Annotated in this window: 17 protein-coding genes; 10 read left to right on the forward strand and 7 right to left on the reverse strand. The window is 74.0% G+C overall.

Annotated elements, in window-relative coordinates; all coding sequences use genetic code 11:
• The first annotated feature begins 5 nt into the window (after positions 1–5).
• The 7 genes from QSK39_RS33685 (at position 6) to QSK39_RS33715 (ending at position 7086) form a co-directional block, all read left to right on the forward strand.
• On the forward strand, positions 6–563 hold the full coding sequence (locus QSK39_RS33685) for a DUF624 domain-containing protein (protein ID WP_285481897.1): 558 nt from the start codon (positions 6–8) through the stop codon (positions 561–563).
• Positions 560–1669, forward strand: coding sequence for a Gfo/Idh/MocA family protein (locus tag QSK39_RS33690; RefSeq protein ID WP_285481898.1), 1110 nt, complete (start codon positions 560–562; stop codon positions 1667–1669). The genes QSK39_RS33685 and QSK39_RS33690 overlap by 4 nt, the downstream gene beginning before the upstream one ends.
• Positions 1669–2883, forward strand: coding sequence for a Gfo/Idh/MocA family protein (locus tag QSK39_RS33695; protein ID WP_285481899.1), 1215 nt, complete (start codon positions 1669–1671; stop codon positions 2881–2883). The genes QSK39_RS33690 and QSK39_RS33695 overlap by 1 nt, the downstream gene beginning before the upstream one ends.
• Positions 2880–3794: a DUF6807 domain-containing protein gene (locus tag QSK39_RS33700; RefSeq protein ID WP_285481900.1), complete on the forward strand. Its 915-nt coding sequence runs from the start codon at positions 2880–2882 to the stop codon at positions 3792–3794. Before QSK39_RS33695 ends, QSK39_RS33700 begins: the two co-directional genes overlap by 4 nt.
• An 11-nt stretch (positions 3795–3805) precedes the next feature.
• Positions 3806–5089 carry a pectate lyase family protein gene (locus QSK39_RS33705; protein WP_285481901.1) on the forward strand — a complete coding sequence of 428 codons (1284 nt, stop codon included), beginning with the start codon at positions 3806–3808 and terminating at the stop codon, positions 5087–5089.
• 161 nt (positions 5090–5250) lie between these two features.
• Positions 5251–6021: a pectate lyase gene (locus QSK39_RS33710; RefSeq protein ID WP_353051102.1), complete on the forward strand. Its 771-nt coding sequence runs from the start codon at positions 5251–5253 to the stop codon at positions 6019–6021.
• Between the two features lie 60 nt (positions 6022–6081).
• Positions 6082–7086, forward strand: a complete 1005-nt coding sequence (locus QSK39_RS33715) for a pectinesterase family protein (protein WP_285481903.1) — start codon at positions 6082–6084, stop codon at positions 7084–7086.
• Here QSK39_RS33715 and QSK39_RS33720 read toward each other — a convergent pair.
• From QSK39_RS33720 to QSK39_RS33730, 3 genes are all read right to left on the reverse strand, one after another.
• Positions 7034–8260, reverse strand: a complete 1227-nt coding sequence (locus QSK39_RS33720) for an amidohydrolase (protein WP_285481904.1) — start codon at positions 8258–8260, stop codon at positions 7034–7036. The genes QSK39_RS33715 and QSK39_RS33720 overlap by 53 nt on opposite strands.
• Positions 8261–8290: 30 nt before the next feature.
• A complete protein-coding gene (locus QSK39_RS33725) occupies positions 8291–10432 on the reverse strand; it encodes an AfsR/SARP family transcriptional regulator (RefSeq protein ID WP_285481905.1) in 2142 nt (713 codons plus the stop codon).
• A gap of 153 nt (positions 10433–10585) precedes the next feature.
• Positions 10586–10927: a cupin domain-containing protein gene (locus QSK39_RS33730; protein WP_285481906.1), complete on the reverse strand. Its 342-nt coding sequence runs from the start codon at positions 10925–10927 to the stop codon at positions 10586–10588.
• A 37-nt stretch (positions 10928–10964) separates the two neighbouring features.
• On the opposite strand from QSK39_RS33730, the gene QSK39_RS33735 reads away from it, so the two are divergent.
• Positions 10965–11558 carry a TetR/AcrR family transcriptional regulator gene (locus QSK39_RS33735; protein WP_285481907.1) on the forward strand — a complete coding sequence of 198 codons (594 nt, stop codon included), beginning with the start codon at positions 10965–10967 and terminating at the stop codon, positions 11556–11558.
• Between the two features lie 43 nt (positions 11559–11601).
• Here QSK39_RS33735 and QSK39_RS33740 read toward each other — a convergent pair whose 3' ends face one another.
• The 3 genes from QSK39_RS33740 to QSK39_RS33750 are packed head-to-tail and all read right to left on the reverse strand — an operon-like array spanning position 11602 to position 14578.
• Entirely contained in the window at positions 11602–12012 is a 411-nt protein-coding gene (locus tag QSK39_RS33740; protein ID WP_285481908.1) for a hypothetical protein, read from the reverse strand.
• A 58-nt stretch (positions 12013–12070) separates the two neighbouring features.
• Entirely contained in the window at positions 12071–12934 is an 864-nt protein-coding gene (locus QSK39_RS33745; RefSeq protein ID WP_285481909.1) for a universal stress protein, read from the reverse strand.
• Positions 12935–12943: 9 nt separating this feature from the next.
• Positions 12944–14578 (reverse strand): MFS transporter, encoded by a 1635-nt coding sequence (locus QSK39_RS33750; protein WP_285481910.1) that lies wholly within the window; start codon positions 14576–14578, stop codon positions 12944–12946.
• Between the two features lie 107 nt (positions 14579–14685).
• Between QSK39_RS33750 and QSK39_RS33755 the strand changes: the two genes are divergently transcribed.
• Positions 14686–15573, forward strand: coding sequence for a LysR family transcriptional regulator (locus QSK39_RS33755; RefSeq protein WP_285481911.1), 888 nt, complete (start codon positions 14686–14688; stop codon positions 15571–15573).
• A gap of 56 nt (positions 15574–15629) precedes the next feature.
• Entirely contained in the window at positions 15630–16589 is a 960-nt protein-coding gene (locus QSK39_RS33760; protein WP_285481912.1) for a TIGR01777 family oxidoreductase, read from the forward strand.
• A gap of 105 nt (positions 16590–16694) precedes the next feature.
• Here the strand turns inward: QSK39_RS33760 and QSK39_RS33765 are convergent, their stop codons facing one another.
• The gene (locus QSK39_RS33765; RefSeq protein ID WP_285481913.1) at positions 16695–17714 is read right to left on the reverse strand and encodes a helix-turn-helix domain-containing protein; all 1020 of its coding nucleotides are present in this window, start codon (positions 17712–17714) and stop codon (positions 16695–16697) included.
• Positions 17715–17738: the final 24 nt, after the last annotated feature.

The raw sequence follows: 17738 nt of genomic DNA on the forward strand, positions 1-17738 counted from the left end.
CGACGATGCGAACCCAGTGGAGAACGGGACTGGAGGACTTCTCGGACTGCCTGCTGACGGGCCTGCTGGTCGCGCTCGCGTCGGTGCCGGTGGTGACCGCGGCCCCGGCGCTCGCGGCGGGCTGCCGGGTCCTCGACCGGACGCGCCACGGCATCGGGTGTCCACTGTGGACGACGTTCTGGGCCGACTTCCGCCAGTCCGCCCGGGGTGGGCTGCTCTTCGCGCTCGGATGCCTCGCCGCGGTGGTGCTGTTCGCGGTCGACCTCGAAGTCGTGCGTTCGATGCCGGGCGCCGGGGTGCTGGGGCCGGCGCTGTGGGTGCTGGCTGCCGTGGCCGCCGTTGTCGCCCTGCGGACGTGCGAAGTCGTCGCGAGCGGAGAGCCGTCGTGGCGCCGAGCGGTGGTGACGGCCGTCCGCGAGACGGCGGCGGCGCCCGGGAACGCCCTGCTCCTGGCCGGGGCGGCCGGCCTCGCGGTGGTGCTCGTGTGGATGCTGCCGATCCTGGCCCTGCTGGTGGCCGGGCCGCTCGCCCTGGCCGCCGTGGCGACCGGTGGCCGCCGATGATCCCGAGAGTGGTCGTGTTCGGCACGGCCGGCTACGCGCGCACGCACCTGCGCCGGGCCCGGGCCCTGCACGACCGGGGCGAGATCGTCCTGGCCGGCGCGTGCGACATCCGCGAGCCGCCGGACGACGCCGGCGAGCTGGTGCCGGTGTTCACCCGCGACCCGGCCGAGCTGCTGGCCCGCGTGCCGGCCGACATCGCCGTGGTGGCCACCCCGCCGCACACGCACCTGCCCCTGGCCCGCCTCGCGCTCGCCGCGGGCTGCCACGTCCTCGTGGAGAAGCCGCCGGTGCTCGATCTCCTGGCGTTCGACGAGCTGACGGAGCGGGCCCGGGGCCGGGCGTGCCAGGTCGGCTTCCAGAGTTTCGGCTCGCCCGCGGTCCCCGCGATCCGGGCCGCGCTGGCCCGGGGCGCGATCGGCACGGTCACCGGGATCGCCGCGGCGGGTGCGTGGATCCGGCGTGATCGCTACTTCGCGCGGTCCGCCTGGGCGGGCCGTCGCCGGCTCGAAGGGCGGGCGGTCGTGGACGGCGCCCTGACGAACCCGTTCGCCCACGCCGTCGCGACCGCCCTGCTGCTCAACGGGACGGCCGGGGCCCTGCCCGAGCGCACGGCCGTCGAGCTGTACCGCGCCCGCGACATCGAGTCGGACGACACCGCGTGCGCCCGCCTGTGCTTCGCCGGCGCCCCGGACGTGGTCGCCGCCGCGACGCTCGCCGCCGAAGCCGACCACGAGCCCTACGTGCTGATCCACGGCACCGAAGGCCGGATCCGGTGGCACTACAAGACCGACCTCGTCCTCATCGGTGACGAGCCGGTCCCGGTCGGCCCGCCGGAAGACCTGCTCACCAACCTCGTCGGCCACCTCCGCGACGGCGTGCCGCTGCTCGCCCCGCTGGCCGCGACCCGCGCGTTCACCGCGCTGGTCGAGGCGGTCCGCGACGCACCCGAGCCGAGGCGGCTGCCCCAGGCACGTGCCGTCGGCACCGGGTCGGAGCGCCGGTTCGTCGTGCCGGGCGTCGACCAGGCCGTCGACGCCGCGGCCGAGCGGCTCGCGCTCTTCTCCGAACTCGCCTTGCCCTGGACCCTCGCTCGAGAGGAGACGTGATGGTGGTGCGCCGCTACGCGATCGTCGGCCTGGGCTCCCGGGCCCAGCTGTTCACCCGCGCGCTGGCCGGCTCGCCGCGGGCCGAGCTCGTGGCCTTCTGCGACCACAACGAAACCCGCATGCGCGTCCACACCGGCTGGATCGGCGCCGCGGTGCCGGGCTACCGGCCGGCGGACTTCACGGCGATGCTGACGAAGGAGCGCGTCGACGTCGTCGTGGTGTGCACCCCGGACCACACGCACGCGGACTACGTCGTCGCCGCGCTGCACGCGGGTTGCGACGTCGTCACCGAAAAGCCCATGACGACCGACCTCGCCGGCGCGCGGCGCATCCTGGCCGCGCGCCGCGAGACCGGGGGCTCGGTGCGGGTCGCCTTCAACTACCGGTACAACCCGGTGCACCGGCGCGTGCGCGAGCTGCTCGCCGCGGGCGCGATCGGGGAGATCGGCTCGGTCGAGTTCAGCTGGCTGCTCGACACCGCGCACGGCGCCGACTACTTCCGGCGCTGGCACCGCGACAAGGCGAACTCCGGCGGGCTGCTCGTGCACAAGTCCGGGCACCACTTCGACCTGGTCAACTGGTGGCTCGGCCGGGGACCCGAGACGGTGTTCGCCTTCGGCCGCTTGTTCTTCTACGGCGACGAAAACGACGGCCACACCGATGACCGTTTCGCGTTGGACCTCGAGGCCTCGCCCGAGCTGCGCGCGCTCTACCGCGACGCCGAGCACGAAGACGGCTACATCCGCAACCAGGACGTGTTCGCGCCCGGCGTCACGATCGAGGACGACGTGTCGGTGCTCGTCCGGCACCGCGGCGGGGTGGTGCTGAACTACCACCTGCACGCGTATTCGCCGCGGGAGGGCTATCGCGTCGTATTCTCGGGCAGCTCGGGACGGCTCGAGCTGGACGTCCGGGAAAACGAGTTCGCCACGGACTCCGGCGAACCCGGCCGGGCCAAGCTGACCTGGCAACGGCAGTGGGAACCGCCGGAAGTCGTCTTGAACGAGCCTTTGGGCGAAGGCCACGGCGGCGGGGACGAGCGGATGCTGGCCGAACTGCTCGGTGATGCCGAGCCGGACGAGCTCGGCTGCGCCGCCGACCACGATTCCGGCTTGCAGGCACTGCTCACCGGGCTGGCCGCCAACCGGTCGCTGGCCACGGGGGCGCCGGTCACCGTGGACGAGCTGCTTGCCGAAATCGGGGAACCGGCGTGAGCCGGGCGGCGGTGGACGGGACGCTGGAGCTGGCCGAGGACGACGGCCGGGTGCGCGTGCACCTCGGCGACTTGGTGCTGGCGGAGTACGTCGTGGCGCCGCCGACCCCGGCCGGGGACTCGCCGAAGCCGTACCTGCACCCGCTGCGCACCACCGCGGGCGAGACCGTGACCGCGGTCCGGCCGCACGACCACACCTGGCACAACGGCCTGCAGTTCACGATGGCCCACCTGTCGGGGGAGAACTTCTGGGGCGGCCGGACCTACGTGCGCGGCCGCGGGTACACGCCGCTCGACAACAACGGCAGCGTCGGCCACGTCCGCTGGGAGAGCATCGAAAGCTCGGCGGACCACTGCGAGCTGCGGCACGAACTGGCCTGGCGCACCGCGGCCGGCCGGCGGTGGCTGACCGAGAACCGCACGCTGCGCTTCGGCGACGTCTCGGCCGGGAGCTGGACCCTCACCTGGACGAGCCGGCTGCGCAACACGAGCAACCGGGAACTGCGGTGGGGGAGCCCGGTCACCGAGGGACGCGACACCGCCGGGTACGGCGGGTTGTTCTGGCGCGGGCCGCGTTCGTTCACCGGCGGCACGGTCCGGACGTCCGACGGCCGGCCCGCCGGCGACGCGATGGGCCACCGCGCGCCGTGGCTCGCGTTCACCGGACGGCACGACGAGAGCCTCCGGACCTCGACCCTGCTGTTCGCCGACAGCCCGGCCAACCCCGGTTTCCCCACGGCCTGGTACGTGCGCGCCGAGCCGTTCCCGGTGGTCAGCTTCGCCGCGACCTACCACCGGCCATGGGTGTTCGAACCGGGCGAAGAACTGACGCTGACCCACCACGTCGTCGTCCTCGACGGCGATCCGGACCCCGCCCGGCTGGCCGAGCTCGCGGCCCGGGCGGCCGAGTAGAAGGAGCCGACATGCGCTGGAAGGCCTTCGCGGGGTGCCTCGCCCTGCTCGGACTCACCCTCACCGCCGGCCCGGCGGAAGCCCACGGCCACGACCCGGGCCGCGTCGTGCTCGGCGCGCACGACGGCTGGGGCGCGGCGACCACCGGGACGACCGGGGGAGCGGCCGCCGCACCCGCCGACGTCCACACGGTGTCGAAGCGTTCGGAGCTGGTCGCCGCGCTGGCGTCGCACCCCGGTGCGCCGAAGATCGTCTACGTCCGCGGCACGATCGAGGGCAACGTGGACGCCCGCGACCGGCCGGTGAGCTGCGCCGGTTTCGCGGACCCGGGCTACACCCTGCCCGCGTACCTGGCGGCGTACGACCCGGCGACCTGGGGGAAGGTCGAGCCGTCGGGGCCGCTGGAGGAGGCGCGGGCCCGGTCGCAGGCCAACCAGGCCGCGCAGGTGGTGGTCGACGTCGGGCCGGACACGACGATCTACGGCCTCGGCGGCGCCACGCTGCACGGGCTGACCCTGCGCGTCACCGGCGACAACGTGATCCTGCGGAACCTGCGGTTCTCCGACGCGCACGACTGCTTCCCCCAGTGGGATCCCCTCGACGGCGCCGACGGGAACTGGAACTCCGAGTACGACAACGTCGACCTCGTCGGGGCGACGCACGTCTGGGTGAACCACGACGAGTTCAGCGACGGCGGGAACGACTCGCAGCCGTCGTACTTCGGGCGCAAGTACGAAGTCCACGACGGACTTTTGGACATCGTGAACGGCTCGGACTTCGTGACGGTGTCGGACAACCGGCTCCACGACCACGACAAGACGATGCTGATCGGCAACACCGACAAGCCGACCTACGACGTCGGGAAGCTGCACGTCACCGTCCACCACAACGTGTTTTCGGAGATCGGGCAGCGCGCGCCGCGGGTGCGGTACGGGCAGGTGCACGTGTACGACAACCTTTACGTGGTGCGGGATCCGGCCGCTTACACGTACTCGCTGGGCGTCGGGGTCGAGTCGCGGATCTACGCGGAGAACAACTTCTTCCGGATCCCGGCGTCGGTGCCGCTGGGCGCGCTGGTCGAATACTGGAAGGGAACGGTGCTGCACGCGACGGGGACGCTGGTCTCGGCCGGTTCGCAGCGGCCGCGTCCGGTGGACCTGCTGGCCGAGTACAACGCGGCGAACGACCCGGACCTGGGGCCGGACGTCGGGTGGACGCCGACGTTGGTGGACCGCATGGATCCGGCGTGGGCGGTGCCGGCGCGCGTGCCGGCGGGCGCGGGTCCCGTTTTCTGAAAACCCGCTGCCACGACGGCCATCCGGGCGACCGGGACGGCTCGTCGCCCGGTGACATTGACTTCGAAACGCCGGGCACCCGAGACTGAGAAAGCGCTTTCAGCACTCGCCAGGACAATTCCCGACCAGGGATGACCCAAGGAGTGATGAGCATGTTCCCGATCTCCCGGGTGAGCCGGACCGCGGCCGTCGCCGCGCTCGCGGTCTCCGCCGTGATCGTCGGCGGCACCCCCGCGACCGCGGCCTCGTGGCCGAACCCCACCAGCAGCCAGGCGGTGAGCCAGACCATCAAGGTCACCGGCGGCACCTACGACGGCGGCCTCAAGCGGTTCTACGGCACCGGTGACCTCGGCACCGGCGGCCAGGACGAAGACCAGGGCCCGATCTTCGAGCTCGCCAACGGCACCACGCTGAAGAACGTCGTCCTCGGCAACCCGGCCGCCGATGGCGTGCACTGCCTCGGCACCTGCACGCTGCTCAACGTCTGGTGGGAGGACGTCGGCGAGGACGCCGCGACCTTCAAGGGCACCTCCGCCTCGCAGACCATGACCATCGACGGCGGCGGCGCGCGCAAGGCGTCGGACAAGGTCTTCCAGCACAACGGCCCCGGCACCATGTACATCCGGAACTTCCAGGTCGACGACTTCGGCAAGCTGTACCGCTCCTGCGGCAACTGCAAGACGCAGTACAAGCGCAACGTCGTCGTCGACAACGTCACCGCCACCGTGCCGGGCAAGACCCTGGTCGGCATAAACACGAACTACGGCGACACGGCGAAGCTGACCCGGATCACCATCGTCGGCGACTCGAGCCGCAAGATCGTGCCCTGCGAGAAGTACAAGGGCGTCACCAGCGGCGAGCCGACGAAGATCGGCAGCGGGCCCGACTCGACGAACTGCCTCTACACCACCGCGAACATCACCTACCAGTGATCGGCTCGCCGGGGGTGCCGGCCGCCGTCCGGTACCCCCGGCGTCCTTTTCGGAGGCGTCATGATCACCCTGCTCCTCGCTTCGGTTCTCGCCGGCGCGTCGCTTACCGCGCCCGCGTGCACGCACCTCGTGGTGGCCGCGGACGGCTCGGGCAGCTTCGCGACGGTCCAGGCGGCGATCGACGCCGTCCCCGCCGGCGGCACGGTCTCGCTGATGCCCGGCACGTACCGCGAGGTGATCACCGTGCCCGCGAGCAAGACCGGGATCACCTTGCGCGGCACCACCGGCCGGGCGGCGGACGTCGTCATCGACTACGACAACGCCAGCGGCACGAAGAAGCCCGACGGCACGACGTACGGCACCACGGGCAGCGCGACCGCGACGATCGCCGCGAACGGCTTCACCGCGACGGCGCTGACCTTCCGCAACTCCTTCGACCGCCACGCCCACCCGGAGATCACCGCGACCCAGGCCGTCGCGGTGAAGGCGACCGGCGACCGGATGGTCTTCGACAACGTCACGTTCCTCGGCCACCAGGATACGCTCTACGCCGACACCGCGACGGTGGGCACGACCGGCCGCCAGTACTACCGGAATTGCGCGATCAGCGGCGACGTCGACTTCCTGTTCGGCCGGGCCACGGCGGTGTTCGACCGGGCGACGATCACCGCGCTCGACCGCGGGTCGAATCCCAACGGCTACCTGACCGCGGCGAGCACGCGCCGGGCGAACACGTACGGGTTCCTGGTCGTCGGCAGCAAGGTGGTCAGCGCGGCGGCGAACGCGAGCTTCTACCTGGGCCGGCCGTGGCACCCCGGCGGGGACGTCGACGCGATCGCGCAGGTCGTCGTCCGGGAGACCGTCCTGCCCGCGGCGATCAAGGCGACGCCGTGGACGGACATGTCCGGCTTCTCCTGGAAGGACGCCCGGTTCTTCGAGTACCGCAACACCGGGCCGGGCGCGGGCACCGGCACCGACCGGCCGCAGCTGACCGCCGCCCAGGCCGCGACCTTCACGGCGCAGCGGTACCTGGCGGGCGCGGACGGCTGGAACCCCGTCCTCTGAGGACGGTTCCGCGGTGCACGACCCGGCCCGCCTTCAGGACGAGGTCCCGCGGCGGCCGGGTCACGACGGCGTGGGCCGGCGTCTCGGCGTCGACCACGACGAGGTCCGCGGACGTGCCTTCGACGAGACCGTAGCCGTCGAGGCCCAGCGTGCGGGCGCCGCCGAAGGTGACCGCCTCCAAGGCCAGCTCGATGTCCTCGTCACGGCGGAACGTGCTGCGGTAGGCCAGGTGCATCGCCCGCTCGAGGAGGTCGCCGCTGCCGAATGGGCTCCACAGGTCGCGGATGTCGTCGTGCCCGCACGCGACGGTCACGCCGGCCTCGCGCAGCCGCTTGAGCGGCGGGACCGGGAAGTCGAAGATCGCCGCCGTCGTGATCGTGATGCCCGCGTCCGCGAGCCCGGCCGCCAGCCGGTCCTGCGTCGCCGCGTCCGCCTGGGCGAGGGCGTAGGCGTGGCTGACCGTCACGCGCCCGGCCAGTCCGGTCGCCCGCGTCCGCTCGATGATCAGCTCCAGCTCGAACACGCCGAGCGAGCCGGGGTCGTGCAGGTGCAGGTCGATCCGGACGCCGTGGCGCGCGGCCAGGCCGAACACGACGTCGAGGTGGCGGACCGGGTCGCGGTCCAGCCCGGCCGGGTCGATGCCGCCGACCGCGGTCACGCCCAGGCCGATCGCCCGCTCCAGCAGCCCGGCCGTGCCCGGGTCGGTGAGGATGCCGCTCTGCGGGAACGCGACCTGCTCGACGGTGATCCGGCCGGCCAGCCGCGCGGCGACGTCGCGCACGACCTCGACGCCGGTGAGCCCGGTGCCGGTGCAGACGTCGGTGTGGGTGCGGACGTGCGTCGTCCCCGCGACGGCCATGGTTTCCAGCAGCGCGGTCACGTGGGCCGGGTCCGGGAGGCCGAGCTCGGCGCGGCGGACGCGTTCGTCGGCGATGCGGTCGGCGAGCGCTGGCCCGGCCGAGTGCGGCCGCCACGGCCCGCCGAAGAGCGTCTTGTCGAGGTGGCAGTGGGCTTCCACCAGTCCCGGCAGGACGAGCCGGCCGCCGAGGTCGAGCACCTCGGCGTCGCCCGGATCGAGCCCGCGCCCGATCTCGACGAGGACGCCGTCGCGGACGAGGACGTCGGCCGCGCCGGTTCTCCAGAGGCGGCCGTTGCGAAGCAGAAGTCCGGGCATCGTCGCTCCTTCCCGTCGCCGCCGAGCCTTTCAGCCGGAGAAGGGCGAAGGAAGGGCCTGTGGTGGTTCGCCGAACGTCCGCGCTTCCTCCTCGGCCGCGGCCAGCTCACTCGCCGCGGCCACCGCGTCCCCGGGCGCGCCGCGCCGGACCAGTGCTTCGGCGTGGCGACGACGGGAGAACACCACGGCCGGCCAGTGCGCCAGCGCCAGGTTGTGCTGGACCGCCGCCCGCAGGTGCGCGACCGCCCGGTCGAGGTCGCCGGTCGTCAGGGCCGCCGTGCCCAGCGGGTAGTGGATCGAGCCGAAGCACGCGATCGCCAGGCTCGCCATCGCCGGCAGGTGACCGAACGGGCGGAGCAGCTCGGAAACCCGGGTCGCCGTCTCGGTGTCGCCCAGCAGGTAAGCGGTTTCCGCGGCGCCGCACAGGGAAATCAGCCACGTGCTCGACCGCGGCAGCACGCCCAGGTCGCCGCCGCACAGGCGCGCCAGGGCACCCGCGGCCGTCCGCCGGTCGCCGGAGGAGGCCGCCGCGACCGCCAGCGCCGCGTAGTACGAATTGTCGATCGGGCTGAGCGTGGGGGAGTGCATCAGCCCGTCCAGCACCGGCACCAGCTCGCCGAGCCGGCCCTGGAACCACCGGATCGCCACCAGCTGCGCGCCGTACCAGCCGAGCGCGTCCAGGTCGCCGGCCGCCTGGCCGAGCTCCGCGCACGCCTGGGCGCCCTGCTCGGCCTCGCGGAACCGGCCCGCGCGGATGGCGAGCATGACCTTGACCGCGTCGGCGACGAACCCCGCGGCCAGGTGCTTGCGCGCGGCCAGGAGGTCGTCGAGCTCGCCGAGCCGCCGCTGGGCGTGCGGGTCGCCGGCCAGGAACAGGTCGACGGTGTCCCACAGCACGCCCATCACGAGGTCGGTGCGCCGCCCGGACCGCCCGCTGACCCCGACGAGCTCGGTGGCCAGCGCGTGCCGCCGGGCCGTGTGGTCCGGTCCGAGCAGGCAGTGGTGGGCCAGGCTCAGCGCCTCGGCGTGCGCGACCGGGTCGCCGGCGGCCCGGGTTTCCTCGGCCACGGCCAGGATCCGGTCGTGCGTCACGGCCTGGTAGTCCTCCTCGCCGGCGAGCCGCGTCCGCAGCCGGCGGGCGAGCGCGGAGGCCGGGTCGAGCTCGGCGAGCGCGTGCCGCAGCCGCGTCAGCAGCTGCTCCGACGCGGCGGCCGTCCGGTGTTCGTGCACCCACACCCCACCCAGGCCGAGCGCGGCGCGGGCGAGCGCGTCGGCGTCCCCGGCCTGGTCGGCGCGGCGGTACGCGGTTTCGAAGTGCTCGCGGCTGGTCCGCAGGTCGCCGTCCTCCAGGAGGGCGTGTTCGCCGGCGGCCAGCGCGTCGTCCGGGATGGTCACCACGGCGCGGGCCGGGAGCAGGCTCGGGTCGTGGGCGAGCACCTGCCGGTGCACCTGGGCCAGCACCGGCGACGGCTCGACGCCGGAGGCGGTGATCAGCCCGTGCCGGGCCCGGCGGAACGCTTCCAGCGCGTCGCCCTGGCGCCCGGCGCGGTAGAGCGCGGTCATCAGCTGCGCCCACAGCCGTTCGTGGCCGGGGAAGGCGGCGGTCAGCGACTCCAGTTCGGCGATCAGGCCGACGTCCTCGCCGGTGGCCAGGTCGGCGTCGATCCGGTCCTGGACGGCGTTGTGGCGCAGCCGTTCCAGCCGCATCCCTTCGGCCTGCAGGGTTTCCACGCCGGCGAACTCCTCGTAGGCGTTTCCCCGCCACAGCGCCAAAGCGGCGGCCAGGTGCGTCCGCGCGGCGCCGGGTTCGTCGGCCGCGAGCGCGCGCCGCCCTTCGACGGCGAGCTGTTCGAAGCGCGCCGCGTCGAGGGCCTCCGGAGCGACGTGCAGCACGTACCCCGGCGAGCGCGTCAGGATCAGGTGCGAGTCCATCGAGCCGCGCAGCCGCGAAAGGTACGTCCGCACGGTCCGGTCCGCGTGCTCGGGCAGCCACTCGCCCCACAGCGCGTGGCCGAGGGCGGGGACGCTGACCACGCGGCCCGCCTCCGCGGCCAGCACGGCGAGCAGGGTCCGGATCCGCGGACCGCCCACGTCCCGCGGCGCTCCGCCGATCCGGACCTCGAACGGTCCCAGCACTCCGAAGTCCACCCCGCCGGTGGTGTTCCCGACCATCCCCGCCCCTCCGCCGCGGACACGTCCGCGTTCAGGCCTACAGGAGCGGACCGGGCCGGGCGAGATACGTCGACAGGAAGGAAAAGCTCCGTCACCGAATCGTCGATGGTGGCCGAGCCGCACTCCGGGGATTCGGCGGCAGGCCGCGTGGGGTCACGGTTCGCCGGGGCCGAGGGCAGCTTCCCCCGTTTCGTTGCCGGGCTCCTTCAATTCGACGAACAACGCGTGGGTGGGCGTGGTGCCGACGTTCTCGCCGGAATGTTCCTGCGCCGCGACCCAGCGCGCCTCGCCGGCGGCCAGGTCGACGTGCACCTCGCGGCCGCCGGCGGAGATGCGCCGGCTGAACGCGCCGAGCGTGACCATCACGGTGTCGGGGTGCCGGTGCGGCGCGGTCCGGTCGCCGGGCCGGTCCCGGTACTCGAGGACGCGGACCCGCTCGTTTTCGAGGACCACCCGGTAGAGCTCGGGATTCGTTTCCGCCGGATCACCGCTCATGGCCGCCTCCTTCGTGGGACCTGAGTACCATGATGGCATGGAAGTGCCATATGAGTCCACGGGCCGCAGCCGGCAGAAGGGGCGGACGCGGGCCGCGCTGGTCGAAGCCGCCCACGCACTGCTGGCGCGGGGAGGGGCGCCGACGGTGGAAGAAGCCGCCGCGGAGGCCGGGATTTCCCGCACCACGGCGTACCGGTACTTCCCCAACCAGCGCGCCCTCCTGCTGGCGGCGTACCCCGAGATCGAGGACGGCGCGGGCCTGCTCCCCGCCGGCGCGCCCGCCGGCCCGGAGGCGCGCCTGGACCTGGTGATGCGCGAGTTCATCCGGTTCACCGTGCGCTGGGAGCCGCAGCTGCGGGCCCAGCTGCGGCTTTCGCTGGAACCCGGCGCGGAGCAGCCGGTGCTGCGGGGCGGCCGGGCGATCCGGTGGATCGAGGAGGCGCTGGCGCCGATCGCCGCGACGCACCCGGACGTCGACGTGCACGGTTTGGCGGTGGCCATCCGCTCGGCGACGGGAATCGAGTCCCTGGTGTGGCTGACCGACATCGGCGGGCTCGACCGCGACCGGGCGGCCGAAGTGCTCGCGGCCTCGGCCCGGGCGATCCTGCGGGCCGCGCTCGACCCGCGGTGAACCGCCGTCGCGCCGGAATGCCCGGCGCGACGGCGGCCGGCGACTACGTGATCGGCACCGTGGCGACGCAGGACTGCGCGCCGTTGCCGAACGTCGTCGACGCCGTGCCCCGCGCGGTGGCCGGGATGGCGAGCCCCGACGGCAGCGTCTCGGTGTAGGTGCCGTTCGAGGCCGGGCTGACGTTGGCGTAGACCGCGTGCGTGCCCAGCCCGTCGGTGTAGCTGATCTTCAGCGACCGGGTGCCCACGTCACCGATGTACGGTCCCGCCGTCGTGATGGCGCCGAGCGGGCGGTGGAAGCCGCCGGACGTCTCGTACCGCAGGGTGAACATCCCGCTGAACTGCCCGGCGTGGCAGGTGCTCGTGACCTGCTTGACGGGCGCCGCCCCGGCCGGAGCCGCCAGCGCCGCCGTGGCCAGCATCGCGACGAATCCGGCTCGCACCACTGTCTTCATCTGTCCCTCGCTCTCGGTCCCCGCCATCTTGCCGGGTCGCGCTTCCGTCCCGCTTCCCTCAAACGGCCGTACGCACGAGCAGCACCGGGCACGCTGCGTGGTGCAGCAGTGCCTGCCCGGTCGACCCGAGCAGCAGCCCGGGGAAGCCACCGCGGCCGCGATCGCCGAGAACGACCAGCTGGGCGGTCCCGCTGCGGTCGATCAGCTCGCGGCGCGGGTGGGCGTGGACGACGACCTGCTCGACCGCGACGTCGCCGAGGTCGTGGTCGTCGAGCCGTTCGCCGAGCAGCCGGCGCCCGGCCTCGGTGACGCACCGCGGGTCCGGCCGCGGCGGCGGGGCATCGGTCCACGCGTGCAGCACGACGAGGGGAGCGCGGCGGAGGCGGGCTTCGGCGAGCGCCGCCGCGAGCACGCGCGTGCCGGCTTCGCTGCCGTCGATGCCGGTGACGACCGGGCGGTCACCGGCGCCGGGCTCGTCCCAGCTGTCCCCGCGGACGACGACGGTGTCGCAGCGCCCGTGCGTCCCGACGGCCGCGGCGACCGACCCGGCGAGCAGGCTGGTGAGCCGCCCGTGCCCGGCGGAGCCGACGACGAGCAGCGCGGCGTGCCGCGAGGCTTCGATCAGCGCCTGCGCGGCACGGTCAGGATCGAGCCGGGTCGAGGCACCCGGAATCCCTTGCGCGGCAGCAAGTTCCCGCGCGGTCCGCAGCGCCCGCCGCCCACGCGCGCGAAGAGCGTCGACCATCTCCTCGGGCGGCGGCACGACCCCACCGGCGAGCAGGGCGGGGACATCGAGGGCATGCACGATCTCGAGGGGCGCGTCCCGCAGACCGGCGGTCCGAGCGGCCCAGCGAACGGCGTCCAAGGACTCGGCCGACCCGTCCACCCCGGTGACGATCGGCGGCGCGGCTGCAGCGGTCATCCGCCGACTCTATGCCCGCCTGAGGGTGCGGAGGAGCGCTTCGGGCCCGGCGCTAGGAGACGCACTAGGGGCGGCGGTCAGTGCGGGGTCGGCGGGGTGGCGGCAGGGTGGATCCGGGCCCGCCGGGTCGGCGGGGTGGCGGCGGGCCGGGGAGTGGCGGGTCGGGCAGGGCTGGTTCTCGCGCGGCGGATCCGCGCCGGTACCGCCGCTGCTGCGGGGACGACCGGCTGGCTCGGCCGACCGAACCGACTTGGCCGACTCTGCCCGACCCGGCCTGGCTAGGCAGACAGGCCCGACCTGGCCTGGCCAGGCTTGGCCGGACCCGACCCGGCCGAGCCGATCCCGACCCGACCCGACTCGGCCGACCCGGCCGACCTGCCCGGCTGAGCCGACTGACCCGACCCGATCCGACCTGCCGGCCGAGCCGGCCGACCTGACCCGGTCCGGCCGATCCGACCGGCCTAACCAAGCGTCCGGCGGGCCGACCAGCCGAGCAGTGTCAGCTCCAGCGCCGCGAACCCGGCCAGCACCACCGCCCCGGATGCCACCAGCATCGCCAGCCCGATCAGCAGCACCGGCAGCACCAACCCCGCGTACGCAGCCAGGAACAACGCGGCCAGGACTTCGCCGCGCGTCAGGTCGTCCGCCAGGGCCGCCACCGTGCCTACCGCTGCGCGGAAGCCCAGCCCGAACCCTGCCCCCGCCAGTACGCTCGCCCCCAAAAAACAGCAGGAGTGATCCCGCGAACGCCGATGCCGCCAGCGCCACCAGGCCAATGCCCATCAGCGCGTACCCCGACCGCAGCTGCGTGCGCGTGGCGAGGCGGGCCAGGCCGATCTGGGCGAGGGCCGCGGTGCCGAGCATCGTGAACGGTGCGAGCCCGGCCAGCAGCCGCGACGGCTCGTGCAGCTCGTGGGCCAGCAGCGTCGGGGCCAGCGCCATGAACAGGCCGCTGAGCGCGAACGCCGCGAACGCGCCGATCGCCGCGCCGGTGAACTCGGACCGGGCCGCCGATGGCAGGGACAGCCGTTGCGGCCGGTACGCCGGGCGCTCCTCGCGACGTTCGACCGTCTCCGGCACCAGGCTCACCGCGGCCGCCTCCAGGAGCAGCACGACCAGGAAGACCGCGAACGGCGTGTGCAACGGCTCGCCGGCGAACCGCGCGAACAACCCGCCCGCCAGCGGTCCCAGTGCCAGGCCGCCCGCGTTGACCACCGTCGCGGCCAGGCCGGGACGCGCCTGCGTGCGCAGCTCGGACAGGTGCGCGGTGGCCGTCGCGGTGATCGCGCCGATGCCCGCACCGCTGACCAGCCGCGCGACGATCAAGCCGGGCACCTCCGGCCAGAGCAGGAACACCGCCGCCGAGAGGGCCTCGGCGAGCAGCCCCGCGACGAGCACGCGACGGCGCCCCAGCCAGTCACTGACGTGCCCCGCCAGGTACAGGCTCAGCATCACCCCGACCGCGTACGCGGCGAACACCACGGTGACGAGGAACGCCGGGAACCCGTCCCGCTGCTGGTAAAGCGCGTACAGCGGGGTCGGGACGGTGGAGAACGCGAGCGCCGTCGCGAACGCGACCGCGACGACGCGGAACCCCAGGCCGCGGCTCATCCGGAGCCGGGCGGGGGCAAGGGTGACGGACATCGGGACCTTCCAGGACGCCAAGGGGACCTTCCGCACTCCACGATGTCCCCGGCGACTCAGCAAGTCCAACGAAAAGTCCTGGTCCGAGTTATCGCTACCATCGATGAATGGAGACGCGTCAGCTCGAGTACTTCGTCGCGGTGGCCGAGGAACTGAGCTTCACCCGGGCCGCCCAGCGGATGTTCGCGGTCCAGTCCACCGTGTCCGCCGCCGTCCGCGCGCTCGAGACCGAGCTCGGCACCCGGCTGTTCGACCGGTCCACCCGCCGGGTCGCGCTGTCGGCGGCCGGTGCCGCGTTCCTGCCCGAGGCGAAGAGCGCGATCGAAGCCCTCGAACGCGCCCGCGCGACCGTCCAGGAAGCATCGGAAGGCCTGCGCGGCAGCCTGCGGATCGGCACGCTGACGTCGATCGGCGGCGTGAACCTGCCCGAGCTGCTCGGGGCGTTCCACCGGCGGCACCCGCGGGTGGACATCCACGTGACGGTGTCGATCACCGGGTCCACCGGGCTGGCCGAAGAGGTCCGCCAGGGGCGGCTCGACGTCGCGATCGTCGGCCTGCCCGAGTCCGACCTCGCCGGGCTGGCGGTCCTGCGGGTCGACACGCGGCCGTTCGTCGTGCTGCTGCCGGCCGATCACCCGCTGGCGGCGCGCCGGGCCGTGCGGCTCGCGGACCTCGCCGGCGAGTCCTTCATCGACACGCCGCGCGGGTTCGGCAACCGCGTCGCGATGGACCGGGCCTTCGACGCGCTCGGGGCGCCGCGGCGGGTCACCGTCGAGGTCGCCGACCTCCGCACGGTGGCGGGCTACATCGCGGCCGGGCTGGGCGTCGCGGTCGTCCCGGACACGCCCGTGCCCGGCGAGCCGGACGTCGTCGTGCGGCCTCTGGCCGGCGCCGGCCTGGACTGGCCGCTCAACGTCGTCACGTCGGGCGCGAAGCCGCCGAGCCGCGCGCTCCGGACGCTGCTCGACCTCATGGCCGGCGTCACCGATATTTGAACACGTTCAACTCTTTCGGTACCGTGGGTTCCGGCGGACCGTGAAGGGGGAACTTCGTGAAGGTCGTGATACCCGGGGGCACCGGGCACCTGGGGCGGGTACTGAGTCGCCGGCTCGCCGGACGCGGGGACGAGGTCGTCGTGCTCACCCGGCGCGACGCCCCGGCGGAACCGGGGGTGCGCCACGTCCGCTGGGACGGGCGGGCCGCGGGGCCGTGGACGGCGGAGGTCGACGGCAGCGACGTCGTGCTCAACCTGGCCGGCCGGTCGGTGAACTGCCGGTACACCCGGGCGAACCTGCGGGAGATGTGGAACTCGCGCATCGACTCGGCGCGGGTCGTCGGAGGCGCGATCGAGCACGCCGGGCGGCCGCCGCGGGTCTGGCTGCAGATGAGCACGGCGACGATCTACGCGCACCGGTACGACGCCCCGAACGACGAAACCACCGGCGTGCTCGGCGGCGGCGAGCCGGGAGTGCCCGCCTACTGGGCCTACAGCGTCGACCTCGCCCGGGCGTGGGAGCGCGAGCAGGAGGTGGCGGCCACCCCGCGCACCCGCAAGGTGGCGCTGCGGACGGCGATGGTGATGAGCCCCGAGCCCGGCGGCGCGTTCGAGATGCTGCTGCGGCTCACCCGGCTGGGCCTGGGCGGCCCGGTCGCGGGCGGGGCGCAGTACCTGTCCTGGATCCACGAGGACGACCTGGTCCGGGCGATCGACTTCCTCGCCGGGCGCGACGACCTGCGCGGGCCGGTGAACCTCGCGGCCCCGGAACCGTTACCCTACAAGGACTTCCTGCGTGCGCTGCGGACGGCGGCGGGCGTCCCGTTCGGACTGCCGGCGACGAGGTGGATGGCGGAGCTCGGGGCGTTCGCGCTCCGGAGCGACACGGAGCTGCTGCTGAAGAGCCGCCGCGTGGTACCGGGCCGGCTGCTCGACGCGGGGTTCGCCTTCGACCACCCCGAGTGGCCGGCGGCGGCCGAGGATCTGCTCAGGCGTCCACTGAGGACGGTCGGCTGAGCCGGGGGTTTTCGCGGGCTGAGCGTGAGGTCCGGCCGGCCGGGTTCGCGGGCTCGCCGACGTGCGGCAGGTGCCGGAACGGGTCCGCGGGTGTGGTCCGGCCGGTCATCCGAGTCCGCTGTTGTCCCGCAGTCTCCGCAGCATCAGCGCGAGATGCAGCCGGAACCGGCCCGCGGGGGAGTCGACCTCGAAGCCGAGGACCGCTTCCGCACGGGCCAGGCGGGCCGGCATCGTGCTGTGGTGGCGGTGCAGCACCGCCGCGGCCTTGCGGGCCGAGCCCGTCGCGCACAGCGCGTCGAGCGCGGCCAGCGTGTCGTCCCCGTGGGTTTCGGCCGCGAGCCGGTCCAGAGCGCGGATGTCCGGCAGCTCGGCGAGATCCGGCCCGTCGAGCCGGCCGGCCAACGCGGTGAGGCTGCCGAGCCGGTCCCACCACACCACCGGCTCGGCGTCCGCGGTGAAGCGCAGCGCCGTCCGGGCGGCGGCCCAGGACCGGGCCGCGTCGATGGCAGGCAGCTCCGGGCCGACGCCCGCCCGGCCGCCGTCCGGCAGCGCGGGCACGGTGTCCACGAAGATCGCGCGCACCCCGCCCAGCTGGGCCGATCGCCCCGCGAGCCCGTCGACGCCGGTGCCCGCCAGCACGCGCAGCCGCGCCGCCGGGGCGATCCCCAGCAAGTGCAGGGCCCGCGACCGCTCGGCCGTGCCGGCGTCCTCGGACAGCACCAGTTCGACCAGCGCGGGGTCGCCGAGCTCGGGCCGGGGCACACCGCTCTGCTCCAGCAGGATCGCCGTGGCGATCGCGAACCGTTCCAGCAGCATGTCGTCGAGCGGGAGCGGTGCCCCGCCGCGGGCCACCCACACGTCGACGCCGCCCTCGAGGCGGCGGACGGCCGCTCCCGCGGGCGCCGCCCCGGGCGTGACGACGTCTTCGCCCGGTTCCGCCCGCAGTGACAGCCCCTGGCCGGGCGCGTGCACGCCGACCCGGCAGCCGGCGAGCTCGGCCGTGCTGCGCACCAGCGCGTCCAGGCCGGCGCGGCCGGTGATCAGGCGGTCGAAGAACCCGATCACCCGCACGGCGTTCTCGGCGTCGGCGTCGAGCCCGGACAGCCGCAGCAGCAGCCCCTTCATGCCGCCACGATAGGCGCGCCCGCC

This window comes from Amycolatopsis sp. NBRC 101858 (assembly GCF_030269325.1).
Lineage (GTDB): Bacteria > Actinomycetota > Actinomycetes > Mycobacteriales > Pseudonocardiaceae > Amycolatopsis > Amycolatopsis ponsaeliensis.